We start from the raw sequence: 15,151 nt of genomic DNA, 5'->3' as shown, positions 1-15,151 counted from the left end.
TAGGGTAGTCTACTCGCGACCGGTTCCAGGACGGGGACGCGTGATATAGGATTGTGGTGCGATTTCGTACTTCTCGCGGAGAAAGTAGGTCAGCCATTCGCGCACGATCTGCCAACGGGCTATTGCACTCATATCGGACGTTCCGACAAGAGTTTGGACGAGTTCGGTGGCAGCTGCGTCCGACAGATCGTCCTGAGCCGCCGTCAGGACCGTGCTGACAGCAGGCATGGTGGAAAAGCGCTCAGCTACCCGCGCGCGGAAAGCCGCTTCGTTCAAATTGGGCTCAATAGCCAGAGCTCGAAGGTCATGATCAGCCGCTTCGATAGATGAAGACGTCAGTCTCTCCCGAGCCGAGGGTAGATAGGCAGCGTACAATCGCTCGGGGGCCGCTAGTTTGGGCAGCCAAAGTTCGGCGAGCGCTTCGTCAACAGGCTTGCCCGCGGGAAGAAGCGGTCGTTGAAAACCATCCACGACCGCTTGAATTGCTGCGCGCTCCCCGGCGGTTGCCAGGCGCGCCGCAGATAGTGCGAGGCGACACCGCACCACAGCCTCATCGTCTGGCCGGACGGCGATGAGTAGCTCTAGGTTGGGGTCGTCGCACCAGCCAAGTGCCGTCGCGGTGAGGTTTGCAGACCCAGCGAGGAGCGAATGATCGGAGGCATAGAGTTTAGCGTGCAGATTGTCGAGAAGTCGCATCGTGACGCCGGGCCGGCTGACGGCGAGGTCAAACACCGCTAAGTCGCTCACGCCGGCAGCGACTTCTTCAGCATGCCAACGCGTGACGATTTCCACGGCGACATTGGGACTGATTGCGGCGAGCAGCCGCTTGGCGACGCCCAATTTGATAAAAGGTGCGCAGAGCAGCACGCTCGTCGTCGCTCGCTCCAAATGCGAGACGAGCAGATCGCCATCGCGCCGCATTAGTCGAGGCCCGAAATGTCGACCGGATCAAGGAAATCACGAGCAAGCTTGCCCCAGCTCTCCCGGACCCTTTCATACCGCGCTTGGTTTGGCGGATCCTCGCGCTCCATACGCGCCCAAGCCGCGAAGAGAAGTTGGACGGCTTGGCCGGCTTTCAGAAGGCGATCCTGCAATTCGGTACTGGAGAGAGTGTCGAGATCGTCATCGGCGGAAACGGTATCGAAGATCATATCAAAAGCTGGATGCCGGCGATTGAAAACGACCTCGGTGAGTGGCCCACGTGCGACAACGGTGAAAAGCTCAGACGACCCCCCGAGGGCTTTATCAATGAACACGACCTTTAGGTCGCCGGAAACAACCCGCGCAACAATCTCCGACGTAGCCTCGGCGTTGCGTCCGTCCTCGGTTAGGTCGTCCGAAAGCTCGTTCAGATCGTCGGTTGAGGGCTTAGCATCCCCGTCGGGGATGGGGTTCGTCTCATCCCGCTGCTTCCAGCGTTTGTTGGCCTCTTCGGTTGGGTCGCCATCGGTGTGACGCTTGCCGCCTTTCCGCGTCCCCTTGGCCTGGATCTTAATCGTACTTCTGAGCTGGGAGAGGTTGTTCTTGATGGTTTCGCTGAGATAGAGAAGCACGCCTTTCGGATCTCCCTCGTCCTTCAAACGCGCAACGACCTCGGGCATGGTTTCGCCAGGCTCCGCAAGATCCTTCCAGTCTAGGCCGGACAATTCGTTGAAAACCGTCGCAGCCTGCTTGTTGTTGGTGACGCCGAAGATTTCGTCGAGTGCTGCGGGGAACTCTACCTCACATCCCCACCAACGATCGCGCGGATCGTACTGAATTGTCCAAGATCGGTCGAGCATCAGCTCCCGGCCCTCCCGCATAACGGACACGCCAATATTGTTGGCAGCGTCTTTTCCGTAAGCAGTGTCGCCGCGATTCACCGTGCCAGCCAGATCGAGCGTGATGTCCTTTGCGACCGAGTAGCGGGTATGAACCTGATAGGTCTTGTCGTTGACCTCTACCGTGACCGGAACGCTGAAGACATCCTTGAACATTGGTTCTTTGTTGAACGGCGCCGGCATGGTCGGCGCCGCAATGAGGTACATCGGATCGTTGATTGTGACCGCGTCGGACTCCAGGTAGCCATCCTCCCCACCCGCCAGGCGGATACTGAGACTTCCATCGCCCACAAACCTGCGATGGATGCGCCCAAGCAGCCAACCGGTGTTCTTCAGTGTGGCTTTGGCCCCCTTCCAGGTCAGCCGATCAGGAGTAAGTTTGGTCCACACGACCAGGGTGCCGCTATGTCCCAAGCTCAGAGCTCGATCGCGCCATTCAACCGGAACCGCTGACGGTTCTGGCATAGGCACGTCTCTGCGCAGGCGATCCCGAATCTCCTGAACATCGAGGAAGCTATGGAGGGCATTGTCGGGTCCGTTTTGCCAGCTCCAAACGTCGAGCCTTCCGGCTTGCGAAATGGACGCATTGGGAAGGCCCATGCCGAACCTTCCGATGCCGGAGCGATCGTTGAGGCGCGTCCCATTGCCGAATTGCAGCGCCTTGCGGAGCACCACTGCATCCATCCCTAACCCGTCATCGAGCACTGCGATCTTCGTGAGCCGTTTGCGTTTGCGGTCTGCGAGCTGGACCTGCTCCTCGATGCAGATTATCTCGATACTCTTGGCTTCGGCCTGCACAGAATTGTCGATCAGTTCTGCGAGCGCATAAGCAGTGTTCTTGTAGCCGCTGTCTCGCATCGCCTGGATCGCCAGATCGGCGGGAATGAAGGACGCGTCTTCGGTCGTGATAGTGTCAGTCGCCATGCCAGACGTCCTCCCAGTTAAAGAATGCCTCGGCGATATCTCCGAACCCTGGATAGGCGGGATCGTGGACAGTGAGGATTTCGCAGTTGTCATTGCCGCCGGCGCGCGGACCGCGCGTGGCCCGGCCGACCATTTGGCTATAGAGCACGAGCGACTTTGTTGGTCGCGCAATAATGGCTGCGCTCGTTCGCGGCGCATCGAACCCAGTCGTCAGGACGTCGAAATTGCAGAGCACCTGGGGACGAGAAGTCGTGCTCTTGAAAGTCTTCAGGATTGAAGTCCGCTTGGTGCTTGGCGTATCGCCTGAAACCACGGCGGACATGACACCATGGGCAGCCAAGGCGCTAGCCATGTCTTGAGCGTGTTCAACACTAACCGCGAACAGGATAATCCGGGTATGCCCGCGATCGATTAGCCCCTTGGCCGCGTCAAGGATCGCAAGGTTCCGGGCCGTGTCGGCTGCAAGCTTGTCCAAAGTCTCATCGGCAAAATCATCAAGGCTTGCCAACTTCTTAAGCTCTGCCGGGGACGGGCGTACGGCAGGTGAGTATTCAATCTGTTGAAAGGTAGGTCGCGCCAGATAGCCGTTGTTGAGTAGGTATCTGACCGGGTTTGGATCGTCGCCTATCTCCAGGACGACCTTCGAACCGCCAAAGAAATCCGACAAGGTCTCGTCGGCGGCTATATCATTCCACGACCGACCCGGTGTGGCGGTCAAGCCGAGCAGGGCGCCTTCTCCCCCCGCGCCGCACAATCCTTCAATTACCTCCCGATAGGTCGGTGCCACCGCCTGGTGAGCCTCATCCATGACGACTAAGCGAACCTTGGCCGCCAACTTCAGGAAAGCCAAACCGTCGCGTTCGCGCCATGCATGCAGTTTGGCGAGCCCAGCTACGAGAATGCCATCCTCCATGTCGTCTGGCGCCGGCGTGCGCGCGCCCCAGAAGCGACGGACCTCAAGATCTCGATTGCCTAGCGAAACCCAAGCGGCCTCGAAGGTCTCTGCGGCTTGCTCTAAGAGTTCGCGGCTGGTGGCGAGCCAAACAACTATAGCCGGCTCGAACTCGTTCAGAGCACGGGACACCAAGTGCATCGCAGTTCGCGTCTTTCCGGAGCCGGTGGGCATGTGGATCAATGTCCGGCCATATCCGCTGCCAACACGGGCATACGCTCGTCGAACCACAGATCGCTGATGGGGAAAGAGCGAGAATGATGGTTCGATCTCTTGGCGGGCTAGAGCCGTTGTCCCCGTTGCTCTATCCTCGCCTTGCAAGCCGAAAAAGCCACTGGCGATGCTCCAAGGCCGCGGTGTCGCAAGATCGCTAAAGTCCAGTCCATCCTGCGCGACATCGATCCCCCCTTGCGTCAATCGGTTCTTCAGTTCCTCAAATTTTCCAGGGTCCAGATTTCGCAGTAGGGTCTTCCTGATCTCGACATCCGAAACAGCCACTTGCGCGCGGTCCTGCAGAGCACGCTCTGCCGCAGCAAGAAGGGCAGAACGATCGCCTTTGGGCTTGGATGGAAGAAGGGGAAGCACGCGCGGGCCAATAATGATCTGAAGGTCGCGTGCGGTTAGGCGACCAAGCAAACTCTCCAAGTTTTGCCCCGGAGAAGCACCCGCATAGCCCCGCTGTGGATCGAACGCCACGATCTCATTGCCCCCCTGATTAGCGATTCATAGCCAGTCCCGGCGTAGGAAGCTATAGCGCTCGCGCAAACCTTGGAAACGGCGTCAATGACCGTAGATGCCAAGGTTTTTCCAACGTGCCCGGAGGCTTAGGCGCTTGCCGATATACAGATCCCGATAGACTACGCTGACTTGTGTAGCGCATGCATGAACTCGGTTACTTCTTTGTATTTTCCAGCCTTGCTAACGGGAACGAGCTGAACCTTCATATCTCGAAGCCACCGCTCTTTCTCGATATTGGTGATATCCTCCTCTGCCATCAGAGCAAAATGACTGGGTCCCGAGGTCGGAGAAAAAGAATCGGCAATGTAACTCAAAAGGAGTTTTATCTCCGGATCGGTCATTGATGCGCCGACAAATATTATAGTGAACATTGTAAACATGGCGGACAGCAGGCTTTGGTACGCTCGCTGCCGGTAGATTATGTTTCGATAGTCGACCTCGGTAAGAATAATGCCATTGCCCACCCGGGATGCGTCGCCATGCGCTTTAAGAATGAAGAATTCTCGTTTTGACAGCCTTCGCTGAATTTCGCCCGTATCGGTGAATGTGCAGACCGATACGTCGTACATTCCCGCGGCACGATATGCTTGTTCGATGACGATGTCGTAATTGGTCGTGAGAACGAATTGAAGTCGGTCAGCCTTGGTCAGGGAGCGGTGAAGATCGGTGGGCCGGGGTTTTGGCGCCATGAATGTTTTATCGATAAACTCATCAAAATATGCGGACATATCCTCCTTTAAGCCTGCAGCGATCATCAGATACTTGGCTGGGTCTGAGATAAGTTTTCGATACTCGGCCGCCTTGTGGTCGCTAATAACACGATGTGAGTTGGCCCCATCGATCATATCACTCAGAAATTTGCCCCACGTGGGAAGGCCGGCGCCGACAGAGGCGCCCGCTCCAACAAGTACCGCGCATCGTTTGTCTCTGTAGGCGGCCTTCAGATTGTCGGGAATTCGGTTGGGGTCGAACGCCATTAGGGGCTCCCATCAATGTCGGGGCAGAAAGCCCGCAAAGCTGCGGCGCGGATGGTTACGTTGGCGGCTGTGCCCGCTTGGAGGCGGAACGCATGGATGTAGTTGTAAAGGTGCCGATCCAAAGCCCTATCCCTGCGCCGGCCCCGAATAAGGGTGTCGGGAGAGCTATTGTATTGTCTGCGGCGGGTCTCAAACGCGTGGTAGGCGGTGGCAAGCTTAGCTGGATCAACCTGGACGCCGGCTGCGTGCCTCTGCACAACGAGCCAACACAGGTCGACGAAGATCCATTTTTGGGTAATCCACCGGTTGGTGAGTTCATTGACCTGAGCGAGGACGTTTAACGCGTCCCCGATTTCTGCGGAAAATTCGAGAACTTCGGAGGCGCGATCCGGGCCGTATTCGACGATCATCGCCTTGAGATCCGGTGCTTTGATATCCCGAGTGCCGCGGTAGGCTGCCATCGCAAAGGCGTGAGTCGCATAGTCCTGGCGCTTGTAGCGACTATCGGGAATCCGACTATTAAGGAAGAACTCATGGGAGGTCGCGATTGCGTCAATCACATGTCGCATCGGTCCGCCAAGCGCATTGCGCAACTCGGCAGGATTTAGTGACACACCCATCTGCAGACGCGAAAACAAGTTGGTGATTTCGTCCTGGGTCGCGGACTCGATGTCAGCGATACTGACGACAAAATTGTCGAAGCGTGTGCGCAAATTGATGTGGAGATCGGCATATCGTCGACCCGCGACAGGATGTCCGTCGATGGGAGGTAACCCATCAGGATGATCAAGACCAAGAGTGCCATCGCGAAACTCCCAGATCGCGCGAAGGCGCTGTTGACCGTCGACTGCATCATAAGCGTGGAGTCCACCGGCCGAAAGAGTTCGCAGATAGACCTTCGGGATGTCCATTCCGCGCAGGATCGAGTCTATGAGAAGAGCCTGTCGCTGGGGCTTCCACGCAGGGCCCCGTTGCCAGGCCGGATTCAAATTGATCGCGGCTTGGTCACGGACAAGTCTCTCTACCTTCCATCGCCGTTGCCGGATTCTCATATTGAAGATTCCCCCTGCCGCCGATTGGTTCGACGTCCCCATCGCAGCGGGGACAGATACATCTGGAGCCGATGCGCTTCAATGGGCAGGCCTCTTGCAACTCTAAAACGAGGAGACAGGTTGCCGAAATTGGCTTCATTCATCAGGCAATAACCGTATCGCTTACTTGCCTTGGCTTTGAGGATGAGGACTACGCTAGAAGCACAGCCCAATTGCATCGAGTGTCAGGACTTGTGCCAAGGCAGTGTAATCGTCTCGGCCGGCCAGATTTTCGCCTTGTGAGCTGGATATGGTCCTGCGTTGAACGCCTCACTCCAAGCCAGCAACGTCTTCGCTCTCGCCATCTGCTTGTGCCCCTTTTTGTCATAGGCGAAGGTGAAAACCCGATCAAACTTGCCGCGTTCTTCGAGGAGTTGTCGTGCCGCTTTAACGGCATGTTCGGTGGATGTGATGAAGTCGATGAGGAAGTCATTTGTCTGTTCTAGACTGAAGCCATCGTCAAGCATTCGCCGTTCGTCAGACACCATTTGCGAAAACAGAAGTAGCATGCCGGTCGGAAGTTCTACAAATTCAGCGAAACTGCGGAGGTGATAGAACTCAAGAGCTCGATTTTGGCTGCAGAGCCTTTGTAGCACTCGCTTGATGCTATCGTCGTCGTCCACATCTCCGGGATCGACTACCGCCCCATATTTCGCGACGACCGCCTTGAAAACGCGTCTAAAGCCAGCCTTTGTAAATTGCAGCGCAGACATCCGTTCAGGCTTTTTCATTTTCAGATTGAGCCAGTAATTTTGGATGGCTAGGAATGTTGCTTCTATGCCGTCCGGGAACAACTTGTCCTCGGCCTTCCGCCTCGCGCCCACTTTCCAAGGTAACTCTGAACCCATTGTTCCCCCCACGAGCAACGATCCAAAAAATAAGGCCCCGGGGTTTTGATTCCCGGGGCCTGTTCCGTCAGCTACGAATGCCCTTGACAAGGCAATAATGTCTGGCACCCTATAGCCTACCGTTGGTAGGAGTCCGCCACCAAGGGTCTAGACCACCCAAGGCGAACGACGATTAACGGTTTTGTCGAAACCCAATCGCAGAGGATGAGCATTGCGAACCATTAAACGTCTAGCGAACTCCATTACGTCGGCCGTTCAACGGCCAGAACCAAACTGTACCTCAATCAGGTACACCTAGGTTATCCTACACCCGTGGTAATGGGTGTCAACACCGTGTTTCCACAGGGTAAAAGAGGTGTCGCTGGCCTTGGTGGTCCGTGCGTTTTGCTCTCTGCGGGAATGCGGAGACTGATATGAGTGATGAGCTGCACCGACGAAGTCTTTACCCGGCGGACGGAGAAACTGCAAAGTCGTACCTGAGAGTTTGGGAAGCGGAGGCCGAGCTCTTCCATCTCCTCGATCTGCTCGATCGCAATGAATATCTACTACTTTACATCTACGAGCATTTGATCCGCTCCATTGTCAGCCGGGATATGGATCCAGCGAGCTACCCGCTCGCCCAGGAACCCAAGGCGGAGGCGCAACGATGAAACAGCGCCTGCTATCGTTTAGAATTTCCGAAGATCGCACCGGCGTTTTTGTGACCGTACTCGGTCACGAAAACGGAGATTTGCCGCGCCTATTTGGCAGGCGATTCGGTGACAAGAATGCCGCCACCGAATTTCTAATGCGCCATCTCAAAGCAATTTTGGCACAAGATCGCAGTGGCACTCCTCGGGCTGACGACTGAAGGACATTGTTGCAGTCGGTAAGGCCGGGCTCTGTCCTTTACCCGCCTCAGGCTGCCAGATCCCTGGAAGAAACTATCTGACCAGAGTTCACCGGCATCTGTCGCAGCTTCCTTTGCAAGCCTGAAAATGCAAACGAAGTCCGCTGATGTTCGGTACGTTTGAGGGCAAGGCGAGGATGACCAGCTTAGTGAGATTTGAGAGGCCGGTCGTGATTCAGATTGGCAACCATAGCCCAGAACGTTCCGTATTCGATGTCAATGATGCAGCCTCCATCTTGCTGCGGGATTTTGGTAGCCAGACGGAGAAGCGCAGGGCAGCTATGGACGCCTGTCTGAAGGTCCTACGAGGTAAGGCTCATCCCCCCGCGGCCCGAAGGGCCTTCGTCGCGGCCGCGCGCGAAGCGAATATTCTACGAGGCGACTCGAGCTTCGAACCTATGGCACCTAGGGGGACCTCTTCTCTTGCTTAGCAGTTTGCCATTTTTCCCGAGCCTATAGCGAGCCTAAGATTTGACAGTATTGTGCTAAGCTATTGAAAAGATGGTGCCCAGAGGCGGATTCGAACCACCGACACGCGGATTTTCAGTCCGCTGCTCTACCAACTGAGCTATCTGGGCCTGTGCCGGCTAACAAGATTTTCGCCTGCCGGGTTTCACCAGAGCGCCGAGCGGCGCCCCCTTGAAAGCGCGTGGGTTATAGCACGGGAATCTTGCCTGTCCAGCGCCTAGCTGCGGATTTCAGCAGGAAAGAAAAATCGCCGCAAACAGCGGCTTCCGAGCCTGCCTATGGCTCGCTTTTGGGCGGGGAACCTTGCTCGGGACCGTCGCCGTCCTCTTCCTCCGCAGGGCGGTCGGGGATGACATAGGCGCCCTTCAGCCAGCGGTTGAGGTCGATGTCCTTGCAGCGTGCCGAGCAGAACGGATAGTGCTCGCGCGCGGAAGGTTTGCCGCATTCGGGGCAGGGGCGCTTTGGCCTGAGCGGTGTCACCTTGTCGTCCGGACTCATCTGCCGTCGAAGCTCATGGTCGCGCGGTGAGCCAGTTCCGGTACGCCTTGAAACCTTCGCCGGAAAGCAGCGCGACGCTCTCGTAGAGCGGCAGGCCGACGACATTGGTGTAGGAACCGACCAGCTTGACGACGAAGGCGCCTGCCAGACCCTGCACGGCGTAGCCGCCGGCCTTGCCGCGCCATTCGCCGGAGGCGACATAGGCGTCGATCTCCTCGCGCGGCAGCCGCTTGAAGCGCACCCTGGTCTCGACCAGCCGCTGGCGCAGCTTGCCGCCCGGCGTGATCAGACAGATGCCGGAATAGACCCGGTGCGAGCGGCCGGAGAGCAGGCCGAGGCAGTTGACGGCATCGTCGATCGTCTCTGCCTTGGGCAGGATGCGGCGTCCGACCGCCACCACCGTGTCGGCGGCAAGGACGAAGGCCGGCGCATAGTCCGCCTCGCCCTTCAGCGAGGCGAGCGCCTTCTCGGCCTTGTCCTTGGACAGGCGCTTGGCCAGCGAGCGCGGATGCTCGGCGCGCAGCGGGGTCTCGTCGACATCGGACGGCATGACGCGGTCCGGCTCGATGCCGGCCTGCTGCAACAGTTCGATGCGGCGCGGCGAACCCGAGGCAAGCACCAGCTTCTGCAGAATGCTCATCGTGGTCCGGCTCTAGACCTTACTTGAAGCGGTAGGTGATGCGGCCCTTGGTCAGGTCATAGGGCGTCATCTCGACCAGGACCTTGTCGCCGGTCAGCACGCGGATGCGGTTCTTGCGCATGCGGCCGGCCGTATGGGCGATGATTTCGTGTTCGTTTTCGAGCTTCACCCGGAACATTGCATTGGGCAGCAGTTCCGTGACCACACCTGGAAACTCGAGGACTTCTTCCTTCGGCATTCGATACCTTTGCTTGGAGACGGTTCCGGCACCTAGAGCATGATGCCGAAAAGTGTGAAGCGGCTTTCGGACGACATCATGCTCTGCTTCTTTGACCTGGTGTCGGATGGTTTCAGGTCGAGCAGACCTGAAACCATCCGACTCCCAGCCGGAATTTGCGGCGGAACCTATATGATAATCGCCCGCTTGTGAACATGCTTAATCCGTCGCGTTTTTTGCCTCCGGAAGCAAAAAACGTCGGCTTATGCGGGCCTTCAGACGCTCGCGCACGTCGCGATAGGCGGCCATGATCTGCTCGCGCGTGCCGCCGGTGTCGGTCGGGTCCGGCATCGGCCAATATTCGACCTCGACGGCGAGCGAACGGGTGAGCTCGAGCGCGGCATGGTGCGCCTCCGGCGCCAGTGTGACGATCAGGTCGAAATAGTCGTCTTCGAGCTCGTCCAGGGTTCTGGGCTGTCGCTCGCCGAGCGACAGGCCCTCCTCGGCCAGCACGGCGTCGACGAAGGGGTCGCGTTCGCCGCTGCGTACACCGGCCGAGGCGACGAAGGTGGCGGCCGGCAGCACCCGCCTTGCCAGCAGCTCGGCCATCGGCGAGCGTACGGCGTTCATGCCGCACAAAAACAGGACCGAACGGGGCAGCGCGGTCGGCACTAGAGCATGATCCCGAACCGAAGGTCAGCGAACGCAAAAAGTGGGAACCGGTTTTCGGAAAAGATCATGCTCCAGCAAAGAGTCAGATCAGGACGGCGATTCAACGAAACGTCATCCTGATCTAGCCTCGCCAGTGCAGCACGCAGACCAGCGTGAACAGCCGGCGCGCCGTGTCGAAGTCGATGTCGATCTTGCCGGAGAGCCGGTCCATCAGCGTCCGCGAGCCTTCATTGTGCAGGCCGCGCCGGCCCATGTCGATCGCCTCGATATGGCTTGGCGTCGAGGAGCGGATGGCGTCGTAATAGCTCTCGCAGATGAGATAATAGTCCTTGACGATGCGCCTGAGCGGCGTCAGCGAAAGGATGTGGGTGACCACGTCGGCGCCATCCTCCCGGCTGACGGCAAAGACCAGGCGCTGATCGGCCAGCGACAGCTTCAGCCGGTATGGACCGGCGCCGTCGTCGCCGACCGGCCTAAAACTGTTTTCCTCGATGAGATCGAAGATCGCCACGGCCCGCTCGTGCTCGACGTCAGGGGTCGAACGGCCGATCGTTTCGTCGAGCTCGACGTCGATCAGCCGGTTGCGGTTTTGGTCGTGGCCGGACATCGCTACATGTTCAACCGGATCGCCACTGAGCGTCCGTGCGCGTCGAGCCCCTCCGCCTTGGCGAGCGCGATCGCCGCCGGCGCCAGCGCCTTGAGCTGCTCCGGCCCGAGCTTCAGGATCGAGGTGCGCTTGACGAAGTCGAGCACCGACAGACCGGACGAGAAGCGCGCCGAACGCGCCGTCGGCAGCACGTGGTTGGAACCGCCGACATAGTCGCCGATGACTTCCGGCGTGTGCCGGCCGAGAAACACGGCGCCGGCATTGCGCATCCTGGCGAGGAAGCCCTCGGCGTTTTCGATGGCGAGCTCGACATGCTCGGCGGCGATGCGGTCGACCAGCGGCAGCGAGGCCTCGATCGACGCGACCTGGATCACCGCGCCGAAATCGCGCCAGCTTGCGGCGGCAGTCGTCGCGCGAGGCAACGTCTTCAACTGCCGCTCGACCGCTTGCTCCACCGCCTTGCCGAAATCGGCATTGTCGGTGATCAGGATCGATTGCGCCGACACGTCATGCTCGGCCTGGGCGAGCAGGTCGGCGGCGATCCAGTCCGGATCGTTGTCGGCATCGGCGACGACCAGCACTTCGGACGGGCCGGCGATCATGTCGATGCCGACGGTGCCGAATACCTGGCGCTTGGCCGCTGCGACATAGGCATTGCCGGGGCCGACGATCTTGACGACCGGCCGGATCGTCTCGGTGCCATAGGCGAGTGCCGCGACCGCCTGCGCGCCGCCGACCCGGTAGATCTCGGAGACGCCGGCAAGGTCGGCCGCCACCAGCACCAGCGGGTTGATAACGCCGCCGGGCGCCGGCACCACGATGACAATGCGCTCGACACCGGCGACCTTTGCCGGCACTGCATTCATCAGCACCGAGCTCGGATAACTCGCCGTGCCGCCCGGCACATAGAGGCCGACCGCCTCGATGGCCGTCCAGCGCGAGCCGAGCTCGACGCCGGCGGCATCAATATAGCGGTCGTCCTTCGGCTTCTGCCGCTCGTGGTGCGAGCGGATGCGCTCGCGGGCGAATTTGAGCGCCTCGACCGTGGCCGGGTCGGCTGCGGCATAGGCCTTGGCGATATCGTGCTTCGAGACGGCGATGCCGAGCTTGCCGAGGTCGGCTCTGTCGAATTTCAACGTGTAATCGATCAGCGCCTTGTCGCCCTCGGCGCGGACGCGGGCAATAATGTCGCGCACCACCGCCTCGACGTCGGCCGACACCTCGCGCTTGGTGGTGAGGAATGCCGAAAAACGCTGCTCGAAATCGGCATCGGACTGGTTGAGCGTAATGGCCATCTTGATACGCCTCTAACCTCTGTGAACAGGGCGCGAGGTGGCTTCCCAGGAACCGCCGATATCGGCAAGCCGCGCCTCGATGCATTCGACGTCGAGCATGATGGTTCCGCCGCCCGAGAAGACCAGCTCGATGATGCCGGCCGGCTTGCTGATGGCGACGAAGCTGATCGCCAGCAGCGAGAGCACCTCGGCCGGCTTGTCGCGCGGGATACCGTTGGTCTTGGCGCCGAGCACGCGGTCGAAATGCAGGATGCTGTGCCGCCGCTCATTGTGCTGGCGGAAGAAGCCGGACTTAGCCTCCCAGACGAAGCGGTTCATGGTCAGCACGAAGCGCTTGGCCGCCGGCAGGAATTCAAGGTCGGAGACCTTCATCACGGCATCCTGGACATGCGCCGAGACGATGCTCAGATCCTGGTCGTCGAGCGCGATGAGCTTGAGAGCCATGCGGAATACGCACCTAAGCTTGATGTTTCAGCCTCTGTTATGCGGTCTTTTCGGTCGGTGCAACCGCGACACCGATCCTGCCCGCGGCAATCACTGAAGGGCGCCGCCGGCGGAGCTGCTGATCTCCCCCTTTGCGGGCAAGATCGGATGCTGCTTCGCTTCGCCAACCCTCAACGCGGAAGAGATGGCAAGGCAGCGCGGACTTTGGTCGGAGGGGTATCCGCAGCGCTTACCCGGCGACTGATCAGCCAGAAATCCGCTCGATCACCGCGCCGCAGCCCGAAAGCTTCTCCTCCAGCCGCTCGAAGCCGCGGTCGAGATGATAGACCCGGTTGACCGTGGTTTCGCCTTCGGCGGCAAGGCCGGCGATGACCAGCGACACCGAGGCGCGCAGATCGGTCGCCATCACCGGCGCGCCCTTCAGCTTGGCGACTCCGTCGACGATCGCCGTCTGGCCGGAGAGCGTGATATGGGCGCCGAGCCGGGCGAGCTCCTGCACATGCATGAAGCGGTTCTCGAAGATCGTCTCGGTGATGCGCGACTTGCCCTTGGCCATCGTCATCAGGCCCATGAACTGCGCCTGCAGGTCGGTCGGGAAGGCCGGGAACGGCGCGGTCGTCACGTCGACCGGTGCAATGCCGGCGCCGTTGCGCTTGACGCGGATGCCTTCATTGGTCGGCGTGATCTCGGCGCCGGTCTCGACAAGCACGTCGAGCGCGGTCTGCAGAAGGTCCGGACGCGCCCCTTCGAGCATGACGTCGCCGCCGGTCATCGCCACCGCCATCGCATAGGTGCCGGTCTCGATGCGGTCGGGAATGACGCGGATACGGGCGCCGGACAGCGCCTCGACGCCCTGTATGATGATGGTGGCGGTGCCAGCGCCATGGATCCTGGCGCCCATGGCGATCAGGCATTCGGCGAGATTGACGACTTCGGGCTCGCGGGCGGCGTTTTCAAGCACCGTCTCGCCCTTGGCCAGCGAAGCAGCCATCATCAGCACATGGGTGGCGCCGACCGACACTTTCGGGAACACGTAGCGGTTGCCGACCAGGCGGCCGTTTTTGGTCCTGGCGACGACATAGCCATTGTCGACGTCGAGGTCGGCGCCCAGCACCTGCAGGCCCTCGAGGAACAGGTCGACCGGCCGCGTGCCGATGGCGCAGCCGCCCGGCAGCGACACCCTGGCTTCGCCCATGCGCGCCAGCAGCGGGCCGATGACCCAGAACGAGGCCCGCATCTTCGACACCAGCTCATAGGGCGCGGTGGTGTCGACGATGTTGCGGGCGGAGAAAGTGATGGTGCGCGAATAGCCTTCATGCTGCTTTTCGCGGCGGCCGTTGACCGAATAGTCGACGCCGTGATTGCCGAGGATGCGGATCAATTGCTCGACATCGGCCAGATGCGGCACGTTTTCCAGCGTGAGCGTATCGTCGGTGAGCAGCGAGGCGATCATCAGCGGCAAGGCCGCGTTTTTTGCGCCCGAGATCGGAATGCGTCCGGCCAGCTCGTTGCCGCCGACAATTCTGATGCGATCCATGAGAGAACGTCCCCTCGGCCCGGACGGGCCGGTTTCAATCGGTTGAGTATGTCCGGCTCTAGACTATTGGCCGATGCGGTTCAAGAAATAGGATTTCCCCACCCTGTGGACGAAGTGTGCTCGGCCAGTGTGGCTGATTTGAGTTACTTTTTTTGCATTTTTCCAGCAGTCGGAAGTCCCTCTGGCCGCTGATCGGGATCTCCGGCGCGCCGGGACCGCGCCTGCGCCTTGCGTTTCTGCAGGTTGGCGCGCAACGCTTCGGCGAGCCGGTCCTTGCGCTCGCCGCCGCTTTTCCCTGGCGGATTTGACTTGCCGTTCATCGTCGGTCTCCGCCGGCTGATAGCCGGCTCTTGTTCCGGCATAGTTAACATTGTGGCGCGGCCATGTCATGGATGCCGCTTGGAAGCGGCTTTCACAACCGGGGCATTCAACATGTCGCCCAAAGGCCGGCAGCGGTTTTGGGACAACGAGATGGCGTTGTTTTAAGGTTTTCTTGGCCTTGCGCTTGCCGGTTCGTTATGGCAGAAGCGCCGC

18 protein-coding genes and 1 tRNA gene are annotated in these 15,151 nt (G+C 59.7%); 3 read left to right on the top strand and 16 right to left on the bottom strand.

Annotated elements, in window-relative coordinates; genetic code table 11:
- Positions 1-9: 9 nt before the first annotated feature.
- The 6 genes from FJ974_RS26675 to FJ974_RS26650 all read right to left on the bottom strand — a co-directional run bounded on the left by FJ974_RS26675 (position 10) and on the right by FJ974_RS26650 (position 7,350).
- The gene (locus tag FJ974_RS26675) at positions 10-921 is read right to left on the bottom strand and encodes a phospholipase D family protein (protein ID WP_140533041.1); all 912 of its coding nucleotides are present in this window, start codon (positions 919-921) and stop codon (positions 10-12) included.
- Positions 921-2,744, bottom strand: coding sequence for an ATP-binding protein (locus tag FJ974_RS26670; protein WP_181177100.1), 1,824 nt, complete (start codon positions 2,742-2,744; stop codon positions 921-923). The genes FJ974_RS26675 and FJ974_RS26670 overlap by 1 nt, the downstream gene beginning before the upstream one ends.
- Positions 2,734-4,392, bottom strand: a complete 1,659-nt coding sequence (locus FJ974_RS26665; protein WP_140533043.1) for a DEAD/DEAH box helicase — start codon at positions 4,390-4,392, stop codon at positions 2,734-2,736. The genes FJ974_RS26670 and FJ974_RS26665 overlap by 11 nt, the downstream gene beginning before the upstream one ends.
- A 161-nt stretch (positions 4,393-4,553) precedes the next feature.
- Entirely contained in the window at positions 4,554-5,411 is an 858-nt protein-coding gene (locus FJ974_RS26660; protein WP_140533044.1) for an SIR2 family protein, read from the bottom strand.
- The gene (locus FJ974_RS26655; RefSeq protein WP_181177101.1) at positions 5,411-6,463 is read right to left on the bottom strand and encodes a DUF262 domain-containing protein; all 1,053 of its coding nucleotides are present in this window, start codon (positions 6,461-6,463) and stop codon (positions 5,411-5,413) included. Before FJ974_RS26655 ends, FJ974_RS26660 begins: the two co-directional genes overlap by 1 nt.
- Positions 6,464-6,687: 224 nt before the next feature.
- Entirely contained in the window at positions 6,688-7,350 is a 663-nt protein-coding gene (locus FJ974_RS26650) for a hypothetical protein (RefSeq protein ID WP_140533046.1), read from the bottom strand.
- Between the two features lie 413 nt (positions 7,351-7,763).
- Here FJ974_RS26650 and FJ974_RS26645 point away from each other — a divergent pair, with 413 nt between their 5' ends.
- From FJ974_RS26645 to FJ974_RS26635, 3 genes are all read left to right on the top strand, one after another.
- Positions 7,764-8,000, top strand: coding sequence for a hypothetical protein (locus tag FJ974_RS26645; RefSeq protein ID WP_140533047.1), 237 nt, complete (start codon positions 7,764-7,766; stop codon positions 7,998-8,000).
- A complete protein-coding gene (locus FJ974_RS26640) occupies positions 7,997-8,200 on the top strand; it encodes a hypothetical protein (protein ID WP_140533048.1) in 204 nt (67 codons plus the stop codon). Before FJ974_RS26645 ends, FJ974_RS26640 begins: the two co-directional genes overlap by 4 nt.
- A 146-nt stretch (positions 8,201-8,346) precedes the next feature.
- Positions 8,347-8,670 (top strand): DUF982 domain-containing protein, encoded by a 324-nt coding sequence (locus tag FJ974_RS26635; protein WP_319023048.1) that lies wholly within the window; start codon positions 8,347-8,349, stop codon positions 8,668-8,670.
- A gap of 71 nt (positions 8,671-8,741) precedes the next feature.
- Here FJ974_RS26635 and FJ974_RS26630 read toward each other — a convergent pair.
- The 10 genes from FJ974_RS26630 to FJ974_RS26585 form a co-directional block, all read right to left on the bottom strand.
- A tRNA-Phe gene (locus FJ974_RS26630) sits at positions 8,742-8,817 on the bottom strand.
- Positions 8,818-8,983: 166 nt separating this feature from the next.
- Entirely contained in the window at positions 8,984-9,205 is a 222-nt protein-coding gene (yacG, locus tag FJ974_RS26625) for a DNA gyrase inhibitor YacG (protein ID WP_140533049.1), read from the bottom strand.
- A 13-nt stretch (positions 9,206-9,218) separates the two neighbouring features.
- Positions 9,219-9,845 (bottom strand): Maf-like protein, encoded by a 627-nt coding sequence (locus FJ974_RS26620; RefSeq protein ID WP_140533050.1) that lies wholly within the window; start codon positions 9,843-9,845, stop codon positions 9,219-9,221.
- Positions 9,846-9,864: 19 nt separating this feature from the next.
- Positions 9,865-10,083, bottom strand: coding sequence for a translation initiation factor IF-1 (gene infA, locus FJ974_RS26615; RefSeq protein ID WP_006200926.1), 219 nt, complete (start codon positions 10,081-10,083; stop codon positions 9,865-9,867).
- 198 nt (positions 10,084-10,281) lie between these two features.
- Complete coding sequence (locus tag FJ974_RS26610) at positions 10,282-10,692, bottom strand: low molecular weight phosphatase family protein (protein WP_140533095.1); 411 nt, start codon at positions 10,690-10,692, stop codon at positions 10,282-10,284.
- Between the two features lie 163 nt (positions 10,693-10,855).
- Positions 10,856-11,341, bottom strand: coding sequence for a UPF0262 family protein (locus FJ974_RS26605; protein ID WP_140533051.1), 486 nt, complete (start codon positions 11,339-11,341; stop codon positions 10,856-10,858).
- A gap of 2 nt (positions 11,342-11,343) precedes the next feature.
- Positions 11,344-12,636 (bottom strand): histidinol dehydrogenase, encoded by a 1,293-nt coding sequence (gene hisD, locus FJ974_RS26600; protein ID WP_140533052.1) that lies wholly within the window; start codon positions 12,634-12,636, stop codon positions 11,344-11,346.
- A gap of 12 nt (positions 12,637-12,648) precedes the next feature.
- Positions 12,649-13,080, bottom strand: a complete 432-nt coding sequence (locus tag FJ974_RS26595; protein WP_140533053.1) for a DUF2948 family protein — start codon at positions 13,078-13,080, stop codon at positions 12,649-12,651.
- Positions 13,081-13,324: 244 nt separating this feature from the next.
- Entirely contained in the window at positions 13,325-14,617 is a 1,293-nt protein-coding gene (gene murA / locus FJ974_RS26590; protein WP_140533054.1) for a UDP-N-acetylglucosamine 1-carboxyvinyltransferase, read from the bottom strand.
- Between the two features lie 143 nt (positions 14,618-14,760).
- Entirely contained in the window at positions 14,761-14,937 is a 177-nt protein-coding gene (locus FJ974_RS26585; RefSeq protein ID WP_181177102.1) for a hypothetical protein, read from the bottom strand.
- Positions 14,938-15,151: the final 214 nt, after the last annotated feature.

It is taken from the genome of Mesorhizobium sp. B1-1-8, assembly GCF_006442795.2.
In the GTDB taxonomy this organism is placed as follows: Bacteria; Pseudomonadota; Alphaproteobacteria; order Rhizobiales; family Rhizobiaceae; genus Mesorhizobium.
This window is presented reverse-complemented; position numbering and strand designations above follow the sequence as displayed.